Raw genomic sequence first — 16,242 nt, 5'->3', positions numbered from 1 at the left:
CTATTAAGGTAATAATCAGTATTTTTGCCTCCCGTTAAGATACAGGCATGAAACGAATTCGAGAACTCGAATTATTTAATCAAATCAAGGAGATTAGGGAGTTTGAATTTGGTGTGTTCTACTTTTTCAAAGGAGGTATTGTAATATCTGAAATGCATGAAGGAGTTCGTTTCAAATGGGATAATGCCAAAAAAGCTGTCTACGCAGCTCAAGAAATTTACGATAATACAATTCCATTAATATATATTGCCAATAGAATCAATAGATATAATGTAGCTCCATTTGATTGGTTCAAGTTTCATAAAAACCGTTTTGACATGCAGCATATTGCTTCAGTAGGTCCTTTAAGTGGTAACATAGTAAGCTTGATGTTAAAGCGTTTAATTTTTCCAAAAAGAATTAAAGAATTTACAGATTTGGACAAAGCTGTTGACTGGGCATTAAAAATTTCTAAAAATCCGGCAGACTCGGTTCCTTCTTAGTCTGAGTTTTGTTGAAAGATTCACAATTCCGAAGCCTTAATTCAAGATAAATCTTAAACATCTTGAAAATTGATTTTAAAATCAATCTAAATAGACATACTAAAACCCATTAATTCTTGTTAATAACTTGCTTGTGATGTAAATTCGCATATAAAATTAACAACTAATGAGCGGATTTTTTAAATCTTCGATTGGTAGAAAGTACGCAATGGCGCTTTCTGCTTTCTTTTTAATGTTTTTTCTACTTCAGCATTTTGCAATTAACATGTTATCGGTTTTCAGTCCAGATGCGTTCAATGAAGCTTCGCATTTTATGGGTACTTTTTGGGCCGTACAATATGTCTTGCAACCTGTCTTAATTTTCGGTGTAATCTATCACTTTGTAATGGGTTTCATTTTAGAAGCAAGAAACAGAGGTGCTAGGGTAAAAAAATATGCTAAAAACAATGGTGCAGCAAATTCATCTTGGATGAGCCGTAATATGATTTACAGCGGTTTAACCATTTTGGCTTTCTTGGTACTTCACTTTATTGATTTTTGGATTCCAGAAATTAACACGAAGTATATTCAAGGCGACATGACGGGTTTATTGCCTAATGGTGAAGGCTTCAGATATTTTGAAGAACTAGCCCATAAGTTTGAAAACCCACTTCGCGTTGGCGCTTATGTAATCGCCTTTATTTTCTTATCACTACACCTTATGCACGGTTTTAGTTCTGCATTTCAGTCTGCCGGTGCATCTAGTATGAGAAAAGAAAAATTACAATTGTTTGGTAAAGTGTATGCTATTGCAATTCCTTTGGGATTCATAGTAATCGCCCTTTTTCATCATTTTAATCATCATTAACACCTATTACTTATGTCTGTATTAGACTCAAAAGTACCTAAAGGTCCGTTGAAAACGAAGTGGACCGATTATAAGAACCATATTGATTTGGTTAACCCTGCCAACAAACGTAATATAGATGTTATAGTTGTTGGTACTGGATTAGCAGGTGGTTCTGCTGCTGCAACTTTAGCAGAATTAGGCTATAATGTAAAAACATTTTGCTACCAAGATTCTCCAAGAAGAGCACACTCTATTGCTGCACAAGGTGGTATTAACGCTGCAAAAAATTATCAAGGAGATGGTGATTCTACGTACCGGTTATTTTATGATACCGTAAAAGGTGGTGATTACCGTTCAAGAGAAGCAAACGTATATAGATTAGCCGAAGTATCTGCAAACATCATTGACCAATGTGTTGCTCAAGGTGTACCATTTGCACGTGATTATGGCGGACTATTAGACAACCGTTCATTTGGTGGTGTATTAGTTTCTCGTACTTTCTATGCAAAAGGACAAACCGGACAACAATTATTGCTTGGAGCTTATTCAGCAATGAACAGACAAATTGCACGTGGTAAAATTACCCCGTTCAACCGTCATGAAATGTTAGATGTTGTAAAAGTAAATGGCAAGGCTCGTGGTATTATAGCTCGTAACTTGGTTACCGGTGAAATAGAACGCCACTCCGCACATGCTGTTGTTATTGCTTCTGGTGGATACGGAAACGTTTATTTCCTTTCGACCAATGCAATGGGGTCTAATGCTACTGCAGCTTGGAAAATACACAAAAAGGGAGCATTTTTTGCAAACCCTTGTTATACACAAATTCACCCTACTTGTATTCCTCGTTCTGGAGATTATCAGTCTAAACTAACGTTAATGTCTGAATCTTTACGTAACGATGGTCGTATTTGGGTTCCTAAGAATATGGAAGATGTGATGGCAATACGCGAAGGCAAGAAAAAGCCAACCGATTTGTCTGAAGATGAAAGAGATTATTACTTAGAAAGAAGATACCCTGCATTTGGTAACTTGGTTCCACGTGATGTTGCTTCGAGAGCTGCAAAAGAACGTTGCGATGCTGGTTATGGTGTTAACGCAACTGGTGAGGCTGTTTATTTGGATTTTGCTTCTGCAATAGAACGTTACGGAATTGAACAAGCTAAAATTCATAATATAACCAACGCTTCTGCAGATAAGATATATGAATTAGGTGCCGCTATCGTAAAAGCGAAGTACGGTAACCTGTTTCAAATGTATGAGAAAATCGTTGATCAAGATCCATACAAAACTCCAATGATGATTTACCCAGCGGTACATTATACTATGGGTGGTGTTTGGGTAGATTATAACTTAATGACTACTGTAGAAGGTCTTTACTGTATAGGTGAAGCAAACTTCTCTGATCACGGTGCAAACAGACTTGGAGCTTCTGCCTTAATGCAAGGTTTGGCTGATGGTTACTTTGTATTGCCATACACAATTGGCGATTACCTATCTCACGAAATTCGTACAGGTAAGATAGCAACCGATACTCCAGAATTTGATGCTGCTGAAAAGGAAGTAACTGATAAAATTAATTTCTTTGTGAATAACAAAGGTTCTCATTCCGTAGATTATTACCATAAAAAATTAGGTAATATTATGTGGGAGAAATGTGGAATGTCTCGTAACGCTAAAGGCTTAAAAGAAGCTATGTCTGAAATCAAAGCTTTACGTGAAGATTTCTACAAAAATGTAAGTGTACCTGGTACTGCAACTGAACTTAATGCCGAGTTAGAGAAAGCTGGTCGTGTAGCAGATTTCTTAGAATTAGGAGAATTATTCGCTAAAGATGCTTTGGCAAGAGAAGAATCTTGTGGAGGTCACTTTAGAGAAGAATCTGTAGAATTAGGTGGCGAGCAAGAAGGTGAAGCTAAACGTAATGATGTTGATTTCGCATTCGTTTCTGCATGGGAATATAAAGGAGAACCTGGAGATGCCGTTTTACACAAAGAACAATTAGAGTTCAACGAAATCGAATTAAAACAAAGAAGTTATAAATAAATAGTATTGAGCTATTACAAATGATTTACTTCATTACATAATACTCACTACTCAATACTTAAAATATGAATCTGACATTAAAAATTTGGAGACAATCAAATGCCCAAGCTAAGGGTAAAATGGTCGATTATAAAGTGACAGAGATTTCTGAACATATGTCGTTCTTAGAAATGATGGATGTTCTTAACGAACAACTAATTAACAAGGGTGAAGAACCAGTAGCTTTTGACCACGATTGTAGAGAAGGTATCTGCGGTATGTGTTCAATGTTCATAAATGGTGAGGCACACGGACCGGATAGAGGTGTAACAACATGTCAATTGCACATGCGTATGTTCAAAGATGGTGACACAATTACTATTGAACCATTTAGAGCTAAGGCATTTCCTGTAATAAAAGATTTAGTTGTTGATAGAAGTTCTTTTGACCGTATTCAACATGCTGGTGGGTATATATCTGTAAACACTTCCGGTAATACTCAAGATGCCAATTCTATTCCTATTTCTAAGTATGCTGCTGATGAGGCTATGGATGCTGCAACTTGTATTGGTTGTGGAGCTTGTGTTGCAAGTTGTAAAAATGCATCCGCTATGTTATTTGTAGGTGCAAAAGTATCTCAATATGCTTTATTACCACAAGGTCGTATAGAGGCTGTTGATCGTGTTCAAAACATGGTTGCACAAATGGATTTGGAAGGTTTTGGAAACTGTACCAATACTGGTGCTTGCGAAGTGGAATGTCCGAAAGGAATTTCTTTAGAAAACATAGCAAGAATGAACCGAGAATTTTTAAGCGCTAACGTTAAAGGTTAAGCTTACTATCATAAAGTTTTTAAAATCCCGACCGTAAAGGTTCGGGATTTTTTATTTTTATAATATGCCAGAAGACTATTCAAAAGAACGAATTATTGTTCCTAGATTCAATGAGGAATCTGGTTTCTATACCACTCCACAACGCTCAAAAATAATGAGTAAGATAAAGGGCAAGAACACCAAACCAGAACTTGCTTTTAGAAAAGCGCTATATGCAGAAGGATATCGTTACCGTATAGATTATAAAAAATTAATAGGCAAACCAGACATTGCCCTACCTAAATACAAAACTGTCATATTTATTGATGGGGAATATTGGCATGGTAAAAATTGGGAAGAACGAAAACCCAAAGTTAAAACCAATAGAGAGTTTTGGATTGCAAAAATTGAACGCAACATACAACGCGATAAAGAAGTGAATTTAGAATTGAATAAGCTCGGATACACCGTGTTTAGATTTTGGGAAACCGAAGTGAAGAAAAATCTTGAAGAATGTATTACTAAAACGATTGTACACTTAAACAGCGTGCAAATGAGCACAAAATGAGATTTATAAAGTTCATTTAATAAATGTTTAACCGTTGCCAACCCTTATTTAATATAGCCTTAACGACTTTCGCCCTAACTGATTTGTAACTTAGTATCAAACAAATTAATAATCGTTTAAAACTATATAATATGAAGAGGATAGCAATTTTAGCTACAAATGGATTTGAAGAAAGTGAATTAAAATCTCCAAAAGAAGCCATGGAAAAAGAAGGCTTTAATGTAGAAATAGTAAGTTTAGAAAAAGGAGAGATAAAAGGTTGGACAGATGGAAATTGGTCTAACAGCTATAAAGTGGATAAAACATTAAGTGAAGTAAAGGCAGAAGACTATAATGCACTTGTTTTACCAGGCGGAGTAATTAATCCTGATTTACTAAGGAGAGAAGAAACTGTATTGAATTTTGTACGCGATTTCTTTAAATTAAAGAAACCTGTAGCGGCTATTTGCCATGCACCATGGACATTAATTAGTGCAGGAGTAGTAGAAGGAAGAAAAATGACATCATTTAATTCTATTAAAGATGATTTGGTGAATGCAGGAGCCAATTGGGTAGACCAAGAGGTTGTTGTAGATGAAGGATTTGTAACAAGTAGAAATCCTGATGATTTACCTGCTTTTAATTCCAAATTAATTGAGGAAATAAAAGAAGGAAAACATGAAATGCAACACGCATAATTCATTTTAATAGAATTGAAAAGCCCAACCAATCGGTTGGGCTTTTTTTATGAGCATTCTCAAAATTCATACATTTACTGCTATGGATTATAGACTACTTATAAAGGCATCAAAACTACCCGATGTTAAAACAACGATTTTCACAACAGTAGGTAATCTTGCTAGAGCGCATAATGCTATTGATCTTTCACAGGGGTTTCCGAATTTTGAAGCCGATGATAAATTAAAATCATTGGTTACAGATGCTTTGAATAATGGTCATAATCAATATGCACCAATGCCAGGATATTTTGGTCTTAGGGAAGCTATTTCAGAAAAAATAGAAATACTTCATAATCGCACATATGACCCCGAGAATGAAGTAACTGTTACAGTAGGTGCAACTGAAGCTATTTTTACGGCTATTACAGCGTTTATTAATAAGGGAGACGAAGTAATTGTCATAAAACCCGCTTACGATTGTTATGAGCCGGCAATAATCTTAAATGGTGGCATTCCGGTTTATGTTCAATTAGATGCTCCAGATTACAAAATTGATTGGTCTGTGTTTCAACAAAAAATTACGGATAAGACCAAAATGGTCATTTTAAACACACCTCACAATCCTAGTGGCACCATTTTATCTAAATGGGATATGGAGCAGTTAGAAGCTATTTTAAAACCAACCAACATCCTTTTATTAAGCGACGAAGTTTACGAGCATATAATTTTTGATAAACAAACTCACGAAAGCGCATCTCGGTTTAATGATTTAGCACAGAGAAGTTTCATCTGTGCCTCTTTCGGAAAAACATTTCATGTAACAGGATGGAAAGTTGGCTATTGCGTAGCACCGGCAGAATTAATGAAAGAGTTTAGAAAGGTGCATCAATTTGCGGTGTTCTGTGTAGACCACCCTGTGCAACGAGCATTAGCTGAGTACTTGAAAAATCCATCGCATTATTTAGATTTGAACAATTTTTACAAGCAAAAGCGTGATTTCTTTCTAGAAGGAATAAAATCGTCTAAATTTAAATTTAGACCATCAAAAGGCACCTATTTCCAGTTATTGGATTATTCTACAATTTCAATGGAACAGGATGAAATTATTGGCAAACGATTAATCACCGAAAACGGCATAGCATCTATACCGATCTCCTCTTTTAATGTCAATAATAGAAATGACCATATGCTAAGATTCTGCTTTGCAAAAAAGCAAGAAACATTAGAACAAGCAGTTCAAATTCTCTGTAAATTATGATTATTGAAATTTAAAAAGCGGCATTTACTTTTGTCATAAATTCTCCTACTTTACTAGGTTCTAGCCAACGGGTTACCACTACCAAATCGTGCTCTTTATCTATCACAATAAAATTACCGCCAAAACCGGCAGCGTAATATATATTTTCAGATAATCCCTCCCAATGCCTATCTCCTTTTTGGTTCAACCACCACATATATCCGTAGTTAGCATTGGGTGTTGAGGGCGTAGTTGCTTTCTTAATCCATTTTTCTGAAATCAATTGTTCATTCTTCCACTTTCCATTATTTAAAAACAACAGCCCAAAGCGCGCCATATCTTCTGCACTAATAAACATACCGGCACCAGAATGACCACCACCAGTAACCGATTTCATCTGAAGTCCGTCAATTTCCGTCCAAGCATTATCATATCCAAACCAGCGCCATGTTGTAGAGGCACCAATTTTATCCATAACTTTCTCTTTCAAAACCAAAGGCATTGGTTTGCGCCAAACATGCGTAAGTGAGTATGCCAATACGTTTACACGAACATCATTATATTCCATTACCGTACCAGGTTCTTTTGGCTGTGCTAATTTCCAATCATCAATATCACCATCACTTGGCGGTCTATCTGCCCAGTCTTTTCCTCCCCAAAGTTCACCTGACCAAGCTGAGTTTTGTTGTAATAAATGTTCCCAAGTTATCTTAGAATTATGTGCACCATCAAAAGTGCCGTCCCAGATATAATCGATAACTAAATCTTTTGTGTCAGCTATTTTTCCCTCATCTTCGGCAAGCCCGGCCATAGTACTTAAAAAACTTTTGGTTACACTAAAGGTCATATCTACTCTTTTGGTATCTCCCCATTGTGCAACTATATAGCCATTTTTAATAATCATACCAGCAGGTCCACCACGCTTTTTAGTACGACCTAGTATTTGATGAAATGGTTCGCGCTCAAAACCTTTTACTATTGCAATACGCAAGTCTCTAGAACCTGAATATTCGTTCGCCTCAGCAAAGGCAACCGCCTCTTGTAACGGAGCATCTTTAATTTTAAAGGTTTTAGGAGATTTTTGTTCCCAATCTGCATTTGCTTTAGGAAAATAATATTCTTGGGCACTTAGATTTAAGAAACCGCAAAGCGCGAAGAAAACGAGGTAATTAAATTTCATATGAGTTAGTTTGATATTACAAGGTACTTAAATTGAAACGCATTAGCCAATCTGTTTGTTCATCTGAACCTATAAAATAGGGATGGGTATCAAATTTTTCAAATCCATGACGTTCATAGAACTTTACAGCTTTTTTATTCTCTTGCCACACTCCTAGCCAAAGCATTTTCTTGTTTTTTTCAGAAGCCAATTTTTTTATGTGATCGAGAAGTTTCTCCCCTATACCTAATCCTTGAAATTGTGATAATACATAAATACGCTCAAGCTCTAAACTATCATCTCTTTTAACATCTGATTGAGCTTCTTCTACATTAACCTTAAAATACGCTACTAGTTCATTATCATGATATGCGAAAAAGAAATCACTATTAGGGTTTAACAATTCTTCCTTAATTCTTACTAATGCAAAAGCTTTTTCAATATAATTTTTAAAATCAATAGGATTGTTATCTTTTGCAAAGGCAATAGAGAAAGTTTCTTCAGAAATTTGTCTTAGTAGCTGCAGATCCTCTAATGAACATAGGGTATATGTAAGTTCCATACCACTAAAATAAAAAAAGGAGCAAATTACTTTGCTCCTATTCGGGGGAAATGTTATAAAAAGGTTGATTTGGTAATTTATTATACTGTGTATTGTCAATTATGTACAATACAAGTGTTCATGGGCATTTTTCAATTGCGAACTTATTACTGTTTTTCTGCGAATATTTTACCTTCTGTTCTAATCAGCAGTACTCCTTCATCGGTTTTCTGCATTTCTACAAAATCATCTGGAAAATCTGTACCAGGGTAACTTACAGTATAAATAGAACCATTTACACTCCAGTTGAAATCTGTTAGGTATACAACTTGACCGTTCTTATAACCATGAAACCTTCCTAAATAGACATCGTTAAATATCCATTCTTCATTATCAACTACCATCTTATTTGTATTGGTAGCGGTTTTTACCGTATGTTGCCAAATACCAATAATAGGATCATTATTTTCTTCGATTTTTGAACATGAGGTAGCTACTACCAACAAGACAAGACAACTTAATAAATACTTCATTTTAGGTTAAGTTTCAAAAAGCGATTTGGGATTCACTCTTTATTACATTTCAAATATATGTAGTCTTTTTCTTACAAAATAATATTTGTGGTAAAATGTATTAAAACTGTGGTGAACCTTATAAAGTTAGTTCATCAACAGAAAAGATAAATTCTTTTCACACAGAATAATAGAATGAATACCGTTTAGAATTATAGCTACTAAGGTGAAAAATGAGCAAAAAAAAAGAGCGACTTAAATAAGTCGCTCTTTTAAAATTGTAAAAAGTAATTTATAACATAAATAACTTTTTAGTTAGTCTTAAGAATCCACTAAAAAAGTCATTTCTATAAACTTGAATTTTGTTTTCGTTAGCGGTGTGGTTAATTTGAGAATTCATGATGGTTAAGTAATTAATAGGTTATGGGGTATAATTGAGTTTTAAATATACATTGGTTATCCTCGTTTTTTACAATAATTGTTGTGTAGTGATTATAACATGTTGTGAAAAAATTGAAAAGCACAATTTACCGATGATTTACCTAAACATTCATCTCTAAAATATCCTCTTTAACAATTAAATTACCTTCTGTAGCAGCTTTAATATCTTCTACGGTTACACCAGGAGCTCTTTCTAATAATAAGAATCCATCTTCCGTTACTTCTAACACCGCTAAATTTGTAACGATCTTTTTAACGCAACCAACACCTGTTAAAGGCAAACTACATCTTTTTAAAAGTTTAGACTCACCTGCTCTATTTGTATGCATCATAGCTACAATAATATTCTCTGCAGACGCAACCAAATCCATTGCACCACCCATACCTTTTACCATTTTACCGGGAATCTTCCAATTGGCTATGTCACCATTCTCTGAAACTTCCATAGCACCCAAAATAGTAAGGTCTACGTGCTTTCCTCTGATCATGGCAAAACTAGTAGCAGAATCAAAATAAGATGCACCAGGTAAAGCAGTAATGGTTTGTTTTCCTGCATTAATCAAATCTGCATCTTCCTCTCCTTCTATAGGAAAAGGACCCATACCCAAGATTCCATTTTCACTTTGAAATTCTACACTTATATCATCCCGAACATAATTTGCAACCAAAGTTGGTATACCTATACCAAGGTTTACATAATAGCCGTCTTCCACTTCTTGTGCAATTCTTTTTGCAATTCCGTTTTTATCTAACATGAGCTTATTTTTGACGTACAGTTCTTTGTTCTATTCTTTTTTCGTAATCTTTTCCTTGAAAAATGCGTTGCACAAAAATTCCGGGAATATGTATTTGGTTAGGATCTAATTCCCCTTCAGGAACTAACTCTTCAACCTCAGCCACAGTAATAGTCGCTGCACCACACATACAAGGATTAAAGTTTCTTGCAGTACCCTTGAAAATCAAATTACCGGCAGCATCGCCCTTCCACGCCTTTACAAATGCAAAATCTGCCTTAAAAGCCTCTTCTAAAATGTACATTTTTCCATCAAACTCACGAACCTCTTTTCCTTCGGCAACTTCGGTACCGTAACCTGCAGGAGTAAAAAATGCAGGAAAACCGGCTTGTGCCGCTCTACATTTCTCTGCTAAAGTACCTTGTGGAGTTAATTCTACTTCCAATTCCCCACTAAGCATTTGGCGTTCAAACTCATCATTCTCCCCTACATATGATGACACCATTTTTTTTATTTGATGTTGATGCAACAATAATCCCAAGCCAAAATCATCTACTCCAGCATTATTAGAAATGCAAGTAATATCCTTTACACCTAATCTTACTAACTCGCTAATAGCATTTTCAGGAATACCACAAAGACCGAAACCACCTAACATAAAGGTCATTCCATCTTGTACTCCAGCTAATGCATCGGTTACATTCGTTACTGTTTTACGTATCATTTTATTCTTAATTATCTTGTTACTAAAATACCGATTATAAATGGGATAAAATAAAAAAAGGTCTTAGCGAATGCTAAGACCTTTTTAAATATGCTTTGGTGTTCTATTAAAAATCTAAATCTTCTAAGTCGTCTTCAATATCATTGTCTTTCTTAATACCTTCAGCAAACTTATCGCAATCAATCTCGATAGACATATTACTTGGCTTCTCAAAATCTTCTTTAGAAATACCTAATTCTTCATCAGCATAATTTTTTGTCATATAAAGACCCCAAATAGGTAAAGCCATTGATGCTCCTTGACCGTAAGTAATGCTTTTAAAGTGAACGGCTCTTTCCTCTCCACCTACCCAAACACCGGTAACTAAATTTGGAACCATACCCATAAACCAACCATCACTATTATTTTGGGTTGTACCTGTTTTACCAGCAATAGGGTTAGTTAATTCATAAGGGTAACCTGTAATAATTTCATCATATTCAGGTCTCCATTTATTAGCATTTGTCGTTCGTAAGCGTGTACCAGAACCACCTTGAGTTACGCCTTTCATTAAATCTAAAATAGCGTACGAAACATCTTTACTCAATACATCTTTAGTTTCCGGCACATATTCATACAATACCGTTCCGTCTTTATTTTCAATACGTGTAACCATAACTGGTTTTACATAAACCCCTTGATTGGCAAAAGCACCATATGCACCTACCATTTCATAGACATTTACATCCAAAGCTCCTAACGCAATAGAAGGCACTTCTAAAATATCTCCAGATAACCCTAAGTTACGAACCATGCTTACCACAGATTTTGGACCAACCTCATCTATTAATTGAGCAGTAACTGTATTCACAGAATTTGCTAAAGCTCTTTTTAAGGTATAACTAGTTCCTGAATACTTCATATCGGAGTTTCTTGGGCACCAAGGCTCAACGTTACCATGCTTACCAGCCTCTATACAATATTGCGTATCTGGGCGAGTCTCACAAGGCGACAGTCGCAATTGATCAATTGCTGCCGCGTATACAAATGGTTTAAACGTAGAACCCGCCTGTCTTGCTCCTTGAATTACATTATCATATTGAAAATGCTTGTAATTAATACCACCGACCCACGCTTTAACATGACCTGTTTGTGGTTCCATTGACATCATTGCCGTTCTTAAAAAAGCTTTGTAATAACGAATAGAATCTCTAGGTGTAAGAATAGTATCTTTTTCTTTAGTAGGACTTTTCCAATCAAAAACCGTCATTTCGGTCTTCTTATCAAAAGACTCACGAATTTCCTTTTCAGATTTACCAGCACTTTCCATGATTTTCCATCTAGGCGAAGATTTCATGGCACGTTCCATTATACCTTTAGTTTCTTCAGGTGTAATATCTAAGAAAGGTGCTGTCTTATTTCTATCAGGGGTATTCTGATGAAAAAACTCAGCTTGTAATTTTGTCATATGTTCATTGACAGCTTCTTCTGCATTAGCCTGCATTTTAGAATCAATGGTCGTGTAAATTTTGAGTCCGTCTAAGTAAAGATTGTATCTGTCAGATTCGTCTCCAATAGCTGGTTTCGGATTCTTGTTTATCCAGTCTTTCATAAAACGCTGTAGATACATTCTAAAATAAGTAGCCAAACCAACACTATGCGTTTCTGGATTGTAATTAATATCCATTTTCATAGCCTGTAGCGAATCTTTTTCTACTTCTGTAATGAAGTCATATTTTGCCATTTGAGCCAAAACAACATCTCTACGATTCTTTACCATTTCTTCTCTTCGAAGTGGATTGAAAAGTGATGAGTTTTTAAACATACCCACTAACATTGCCGACTCTTCTGTCTTCAGATCTTTTGGTTCTTTACCAAAATAAATACGAGCTGCCGAACGAATACCATCCGCATTATTACCAAAATCGTATATATTAAAATACATACTTATAATCTCTTCTTTGGTATAACTACGTTCTAATCTAATTGCTAAAACCCATTCTTTTATTTTCTGTTTTATAGCATCGAACTTACTTCTAGAACGAACCCCAACAAATAGTTGACGTGCCAATTGCTGAGATATTGTACTTGCGCCACCTTTGCTCCCTAAATATGCAAATGCCCTAAATGTACCTCTTGCATCAATACCAGAATGATCTTTAAAACGTGCATCTTCAGTTGCAATCAATGCATTTACCAAATTCTCTGGTAAATCATCAAACTTTACATCTGTACGGTTATCGTCTAAATAAAATTTACCAAGCAAATTACCATCAGAAGATATAATTTGAGAGGCTAAGTTCGTCTGCGGATTTTCTAAATACTCATAAGGAGGAAGTTCACCGAACAAACCCCAAGAGGCAGACAAGAATATTAATCCGACTAAGGCAATACCTGACGCAAATAAAATCCAAAACCACATAATGAATTTGGAGAAATTATTGGTTGTTTTTTTCTTTACCGCTTTTGCCATTTTTAAGGGGTGCTTTTTGTTACTTCTATACCTACATCGGTAATACCTTCCAGTCCAATTACACCAGAAACATTACCATTTTTACGCATCGCCTGTGATACCTCAATAGTATATACGCCAGAAGATGAAAAAACGATGTTTTCTTTATACCACAATTTATTTTCTTTGATACTTCCACTACCTTTTCCTAACCAAGTACCGTCTGGTAGTGACATAGCATACTCTAAAGTATCTTTAGTCACTTCACCTTCTGGCGTAGTTATAGAAGCTATAATAAATAAGTTACTATAGGGAAAGGTATTGTCGTTTCTAACATTAATAAATATATCATGCCCAGAAACGGTATCCATTTCGGAAAGGGAAAATTCTAGTACATTATCTTTATTCCAAACACCATCTTCTAAGCTTTGATATTCAGATTTTATAATATTACTATCACAAGATGCAAAAAGCACTAAGGCTAAAAAGCAACAAGATAAGCTACGCATTTTTCTGATTTTTGTTACGGTTTTTGTTCTTGTTCTTATTTCGGTTTCTATTCCGATTCTTATTTTTGTTCCTATTGACGCTACCCTTAGGTTTATCAAAACGTGTTAAGCTATCTTGACCAACAACATTTTCAAAAACTACTTTTTCTTCTACGACAATTTCCATTGCGTACATTTCTAAACTAGCTACCTTTTCTTTCTTCTTGTTTTTCTCTAAGATCTCATTTACTTGATCTTTAGAAAGAACGTGCCAATTACCCGGATCCTCTTTATATGAAAACCAAAGCATCTCTTTAAAAATATCGGTCTTTTGACAAAAAGCGAGTCCTTTATCGGTAAATAACTTAGTATCTTGAGAAGGGAAATCTTTTAGAGCATCTAAATAAACATCTAGCTCATAATTAAGACAACATTTTAATTTTCCGCATTGACCAGCAAGTTTTTGCGGATTCAATGATAACTGCTGATAACGAGCTGCAGACGTACTTACAGACCTAAAATCTGTTAGCCATGTAGAACAACATAATTCTCTACCACAAGACCCTATACCACCAAGTCTTTGAGCTTCTTGTCGATACCCAATTTGACGCATTTCTATACGAATACCGAATGCTTTTGCCATGTCTTTTATAAGCTGACGAAAATCTACACGTTCATCTGCCGTATAATAAAACGTAGCTTTAGAGCCATCTCCTTGAAATTCAACATCAGAAATCTTCATTTGAAGCTTTAAGATAATAGCAATTTCACGCGCTCTTTTCTTTATTTCTTCTTCTCGATCACGACATTTCTGCCAAATATCTATGTCTTTCTGACTAGCTTTTCTGTAGACTTTTGGAGCATCTTCAACAGTGAAAGATTCTTTCTTTCGCTTCATTTGCACACGTACAAGTTCACCTGTTAAGGTAACCATACCAATATCATGACCTGATTGTGCTTGTGTGGCAACTATATCGCCAATGGAAAGTGAAAGATTCTCTGTGTTTTGAAAAAATTCTTTTCTACTATTTTTAAATCGTACTTCAACAAAATCGAATGGTCGTTCCCCATTAGGGAGCGACATATTTGAAAGCCAGTCAAAGACTGTCAATTTATTGCAACCATCTGTACCGCAAGTACCGTTGTTCTTGCATCCCTTTGGTTGTCCATCCTTACCGGTAGAACAACTACTACAACCCATATTATATATATTGACTTGGTCGAATCTTTTAAAATTCACCAAAAAAGGTTCATAAAAAACTTATAGGTAAAGATACAGTTTTTTTAATGTGAAATAAAAGCTAAGTTAACGGCAACTATTTTAAATAGTGACTTTACCCTTAATTTGGGATAGTTGAAAAAACAAGATTCAACAACCTTAAATCTGTTATTTTTAAAAATTAAAACCAGGTATTATCTCCCTATTCAACTTCAAATTCTAGCCTCTATTTTTTAAACTTCAACACCTCTGAACGACCCTTTTTAAATATCTTATTACTAACAACTTTACCTTTTCTTAAGGCTTTTTGCTCCTCAAAAGGTAGTTCATGAACCTCTTTACATTTATCCGAACAACAGTTGTTCATTTTTTCAGCACAAGATTTACATTGAATGAACAGTAAATGGCAAGCTTCGTTAGCACAATTTACATGCTCGTCGCAAGGTTCGCCACATTGATGACAGTTAGCAATAACATCGTCGCTAATTCGCTCACCTCTACGATGATCAAAAACAAAATTCTTTCCCTTGAATTTATTTTCAAGATTGTTATTTTCGACCTGTCGTGTATACTCAATGATTCCGCCTTCTAACTGGTACACTTGCTCAAAGCCTTTATGCTTATAATAGGCACTAGCTTTTTCACAACGAATTCCACCAGTACAATACATGACCAATTTTTTATCCTTTTTATGATCGGCTAAATCTCGCTCAATAATATCCAATGAATCTCTAAACGTATCTACATCTGGTGTTATTGCATTTTTGAAATGACCAATTTCACTCTCGTAATGATTACGCATATCTACGAGAACCGTATCTGGATCTTCAATGAGTTCATTAAATTGTTCTGCACCCACATGAATACCTTTATTGGTGACATCAAAAGAATTATCTTCTAATCCGTCGGCTACAATCTTATTACGCACTTTCACTTTCAGTTTTAAAAAGGAAAGATTGTCTTGCTCAATGGCAATATTTAGACGCACATTCTCTAAAAAAGAAATACTATCTAAATGTTCTTTAAAAACATTGAAATTTTCAGCTGGTACAGAAAGTTGGGCATTAATACCCTCATGAGCAACATAAATTCGCCCAAGAACATCCATCTCGTTCCAGTTAATAAAAAGGTGATTTCTAAAAATGTTGGTATTACCAATGTGTGCATAAGTATAGAAAGAGATAGTAAGGCGTTCCTTACCCGCTTCTTCGATTAAAGCTGCTCTTTCTATTGCACTTAACGTATTGTACAGTTGCATGCTATACTAATAATTTAAGTCTGCCAATGGACAGAAGGTTTATAGAAAAAATTCGAATGGCAAAAATAACTATAATATTGAAAAAAGCACCTATTTTATTAAGGTTAACCACTTTAAAGCATA

General features: G+C 35.2%; 16 protein-coding genes. 7 read left to right on the top strand and 9 right to left on the bottom strand.

Annotated features, from left to right (window positions below):
- Positions 1-47: 47 nt before the first annotated feature.
- The 7 genes from BM296_RS04285 (at position 48) to BM296_RS04255 (ending at position 6,633) form a co-directional block, all read left to right on the top strand.
- Positions 48-482, top strand: coding sequence for a hypothetical protein (locus BM296_RS04285; RefSeq protein WP_091901692.1), 435 nt, complete (start codon positions 48-50; stop codon positions 480-482).
- A 166-nt stretch (positions 483-648) separates the two neighbouring features.
- A complete protein-coding gene (locus BM296_RS04280) occupies positions 649-1,329 on the top strand; it encodes a succinate dehydrogenase cytochrome b subunit (RefSeq protein WP_027065397.1) in 681 nt (226 codons plus the stop codon).
- Between the two features lie 12 nt (positions 1,330-1,341).
- Complete coding sequence (locus BM296_RS04275; protein ID WP_091901689.1) at positions 1,342-3,357, top strand: fumarate reductase/succinate dehydrogenase flavoprotein subunit; 2,016 nt, start codon at positions 1,342-1,344, stop codon at positions 3,355-3,357.
- A gap of 65 nt (positions 3,358-3,422) precedes the next feature.
- The gene (locus BM296_RS04270; protein ID WP_091901685.1) at positions 3,423-4,169 is read left to right on the top strand and encodes a succinate dehydrogenase/fumarate reductase iron-sulfur subunit; all 747 of its coding nucleotides are present in this window, start codon (positions 3,423-3,425) and stop codon (positions 4,167-4,169) included.
- Positions 4,170-4,233: 64 nt separating this feature from the next.
- Positions 4,234-4,716: a very short patch repair endonuclease gene (locus BM296_RS04265; protein ID WP_091901683.1), complete on the top strand. Its 483-nt coding sequence runs from the start codon at positions 4,234-4,236 to the stop codon at positions 4,714-4,716.
- 131 nt (positions 4,717-4,847) lie between these two features.
- On the top strand, positions 4,848-5,393 hold the full coding sequence (locus BM296_RS04260) for a type 1 glutamine amidotransferase domain-containing protein (protein WP_091901681.1): 546 nt from the start codon (positions 4,848-4,850) through the stop codon (positions 5,391-5,393).
- 82 nt (positions 5,394-5,475) lie between these two features.
- On the top strand, positions 5,476-6,633 hold the full coding sequence (locus BM296_RS04255) for a methionine aminotransferase (protein ID WP_091901679.1): 1,158 nt from the start codon (positions 5,476-5,478) through the stop codon (positions 6,631-6,633).
- 10 nt (positions 6,634-6,643) lie between these two features.
- Here BM296_RS04255 and BM296_RS04250 read toward each other — a convergent pair whose 3' ends face one another.
- The 9 genes from BM296_RS04250 to trhO all read right to left on the bottom strand — a co-directional run bounded on the left by BM296_RS04250 (position 6,644) and on the right by trhO (position 16,119).
- A complete protein-coding gene (locus BM296_RS04250) occupies positions 6,644-7,792 on the bottom strand; it encodes a serine hydrolase domain-containing protein (RefSeq protein WP_091901677.1) in 1,149 nt (382 codons plus the stop codon).
- A gap of 16 nt (positions 7,793-7,808) precedes the next feature.
- On the bottom strand, positions 7,809-8,333 hold the full coding sequence (locus tag BM296_RS04245; RefSeq protein WP_091901675.1) for a GNAT family N-acetyltransferase: 525 nt from the start codon (positions 8,331-8,333) through the stop codon (positions 7,809-7,811).
- Positions 8,334-8,479: 146 nt separating this feature from the next.
- The gene (locus tag BM296_RS04240) at positions 8,480-8,845 is read right to left on the bottom strand and encodes a hypothetical protein (protein ID WP_027065405.1); all 366 of its coding nucleotides are present in this window, start codon (positions 8,843-8,845) and stop codon (positions 8,480-8,482) included.
- 521 nt (positions 8,846-9,366) lie between these two features.
- Complete coding sequence (locus BM296_RS04235; RefSeq protein ID WP_091901673.1) at positions 9,367-10,020, bottom strand: CoA transferase subunit B; 654 nt, start codon at positions 10,018-10,020, stop codon at positions 9,367-9,369.
- Between the two features lie 4 nt (positions 10,021-10,024).
- Positions 10,025-10,723: a CoA transferase subunit A gene (locus tag BM296_RS04230; protein WP_027065407.1), complete on the bottom strand. Its 699-nt coding sequence runs from the start codon at positions 10,721-10,723 to the stop codon at positions 10,025-10,027.
- A gap of 106 nt (positions 10,724-10,829) precedes the next feature.
- Positions 10,830-13,175, bottom strand: a complete 2,346-nt coding sequence (locus BM296_RS04225; protein WP_091901671.1) for a transglycosylase domain-containing protein — start codon at positions 13,173-13,175, stop codon at positions 10,830-10,832.
- Positions 13,176-13,177: 2 nt separating this feature from the next.
- Positions 13,178-13,663, bottom strand: a complete 486-nt coding sequence (locus BM296_RS04220) for a gliding motility lipoprotein GldH (protein ID WP_027065409.1) — start codon at positions 13,661-13,663, stop codon at positions 13,178-13,180.
- Entirely contained in the window at positions 13,656-14,843 is a 1,188-nt protein-coding gene (locus BM296_RS04215; RefSeq protein ID WP_027065410.1) for a PSP1 domain-containing protein, read from the bottom strand. Before BM296_RS04215 ends, BM296_RS04220 begins: the two co-directional genes overlap by 8 nt.
- A gap of 244 nt (positions 14,844-15,087) precedes the next feature.
- Positions 15,088-16,119 (bottom strand): oxygen-dependent tRNA uridine(34) hydroxylase TrhO, encoded by a 1,032-nt coding sequence (gene trhO, locus BM296_RS04210; protein ID WP_091901669.1) that lies wholly within the window; start codon positions 16,117-16,119, stop codon positions 15,088-15,090.
- Positions 16,120-16,242: the final 123 nt, after the last annotated feature.

Origin of the sequence: Maribacter stanieri (assembly GCF_900112245.1) — a bacterium.
GTDB classification, from domain to species: domain Bacteria; phylum Bacteroidota; class Bacteroidia; order Flavobacteriales; family Flavobacteriaceae; genus Maribacter; species Maribacter stanieri.
The sequence above is the reverse complement of the archived record's forward strand: the minus strand, read 5'-3'. Positions and strand labels throughout refer to the sequence as shown.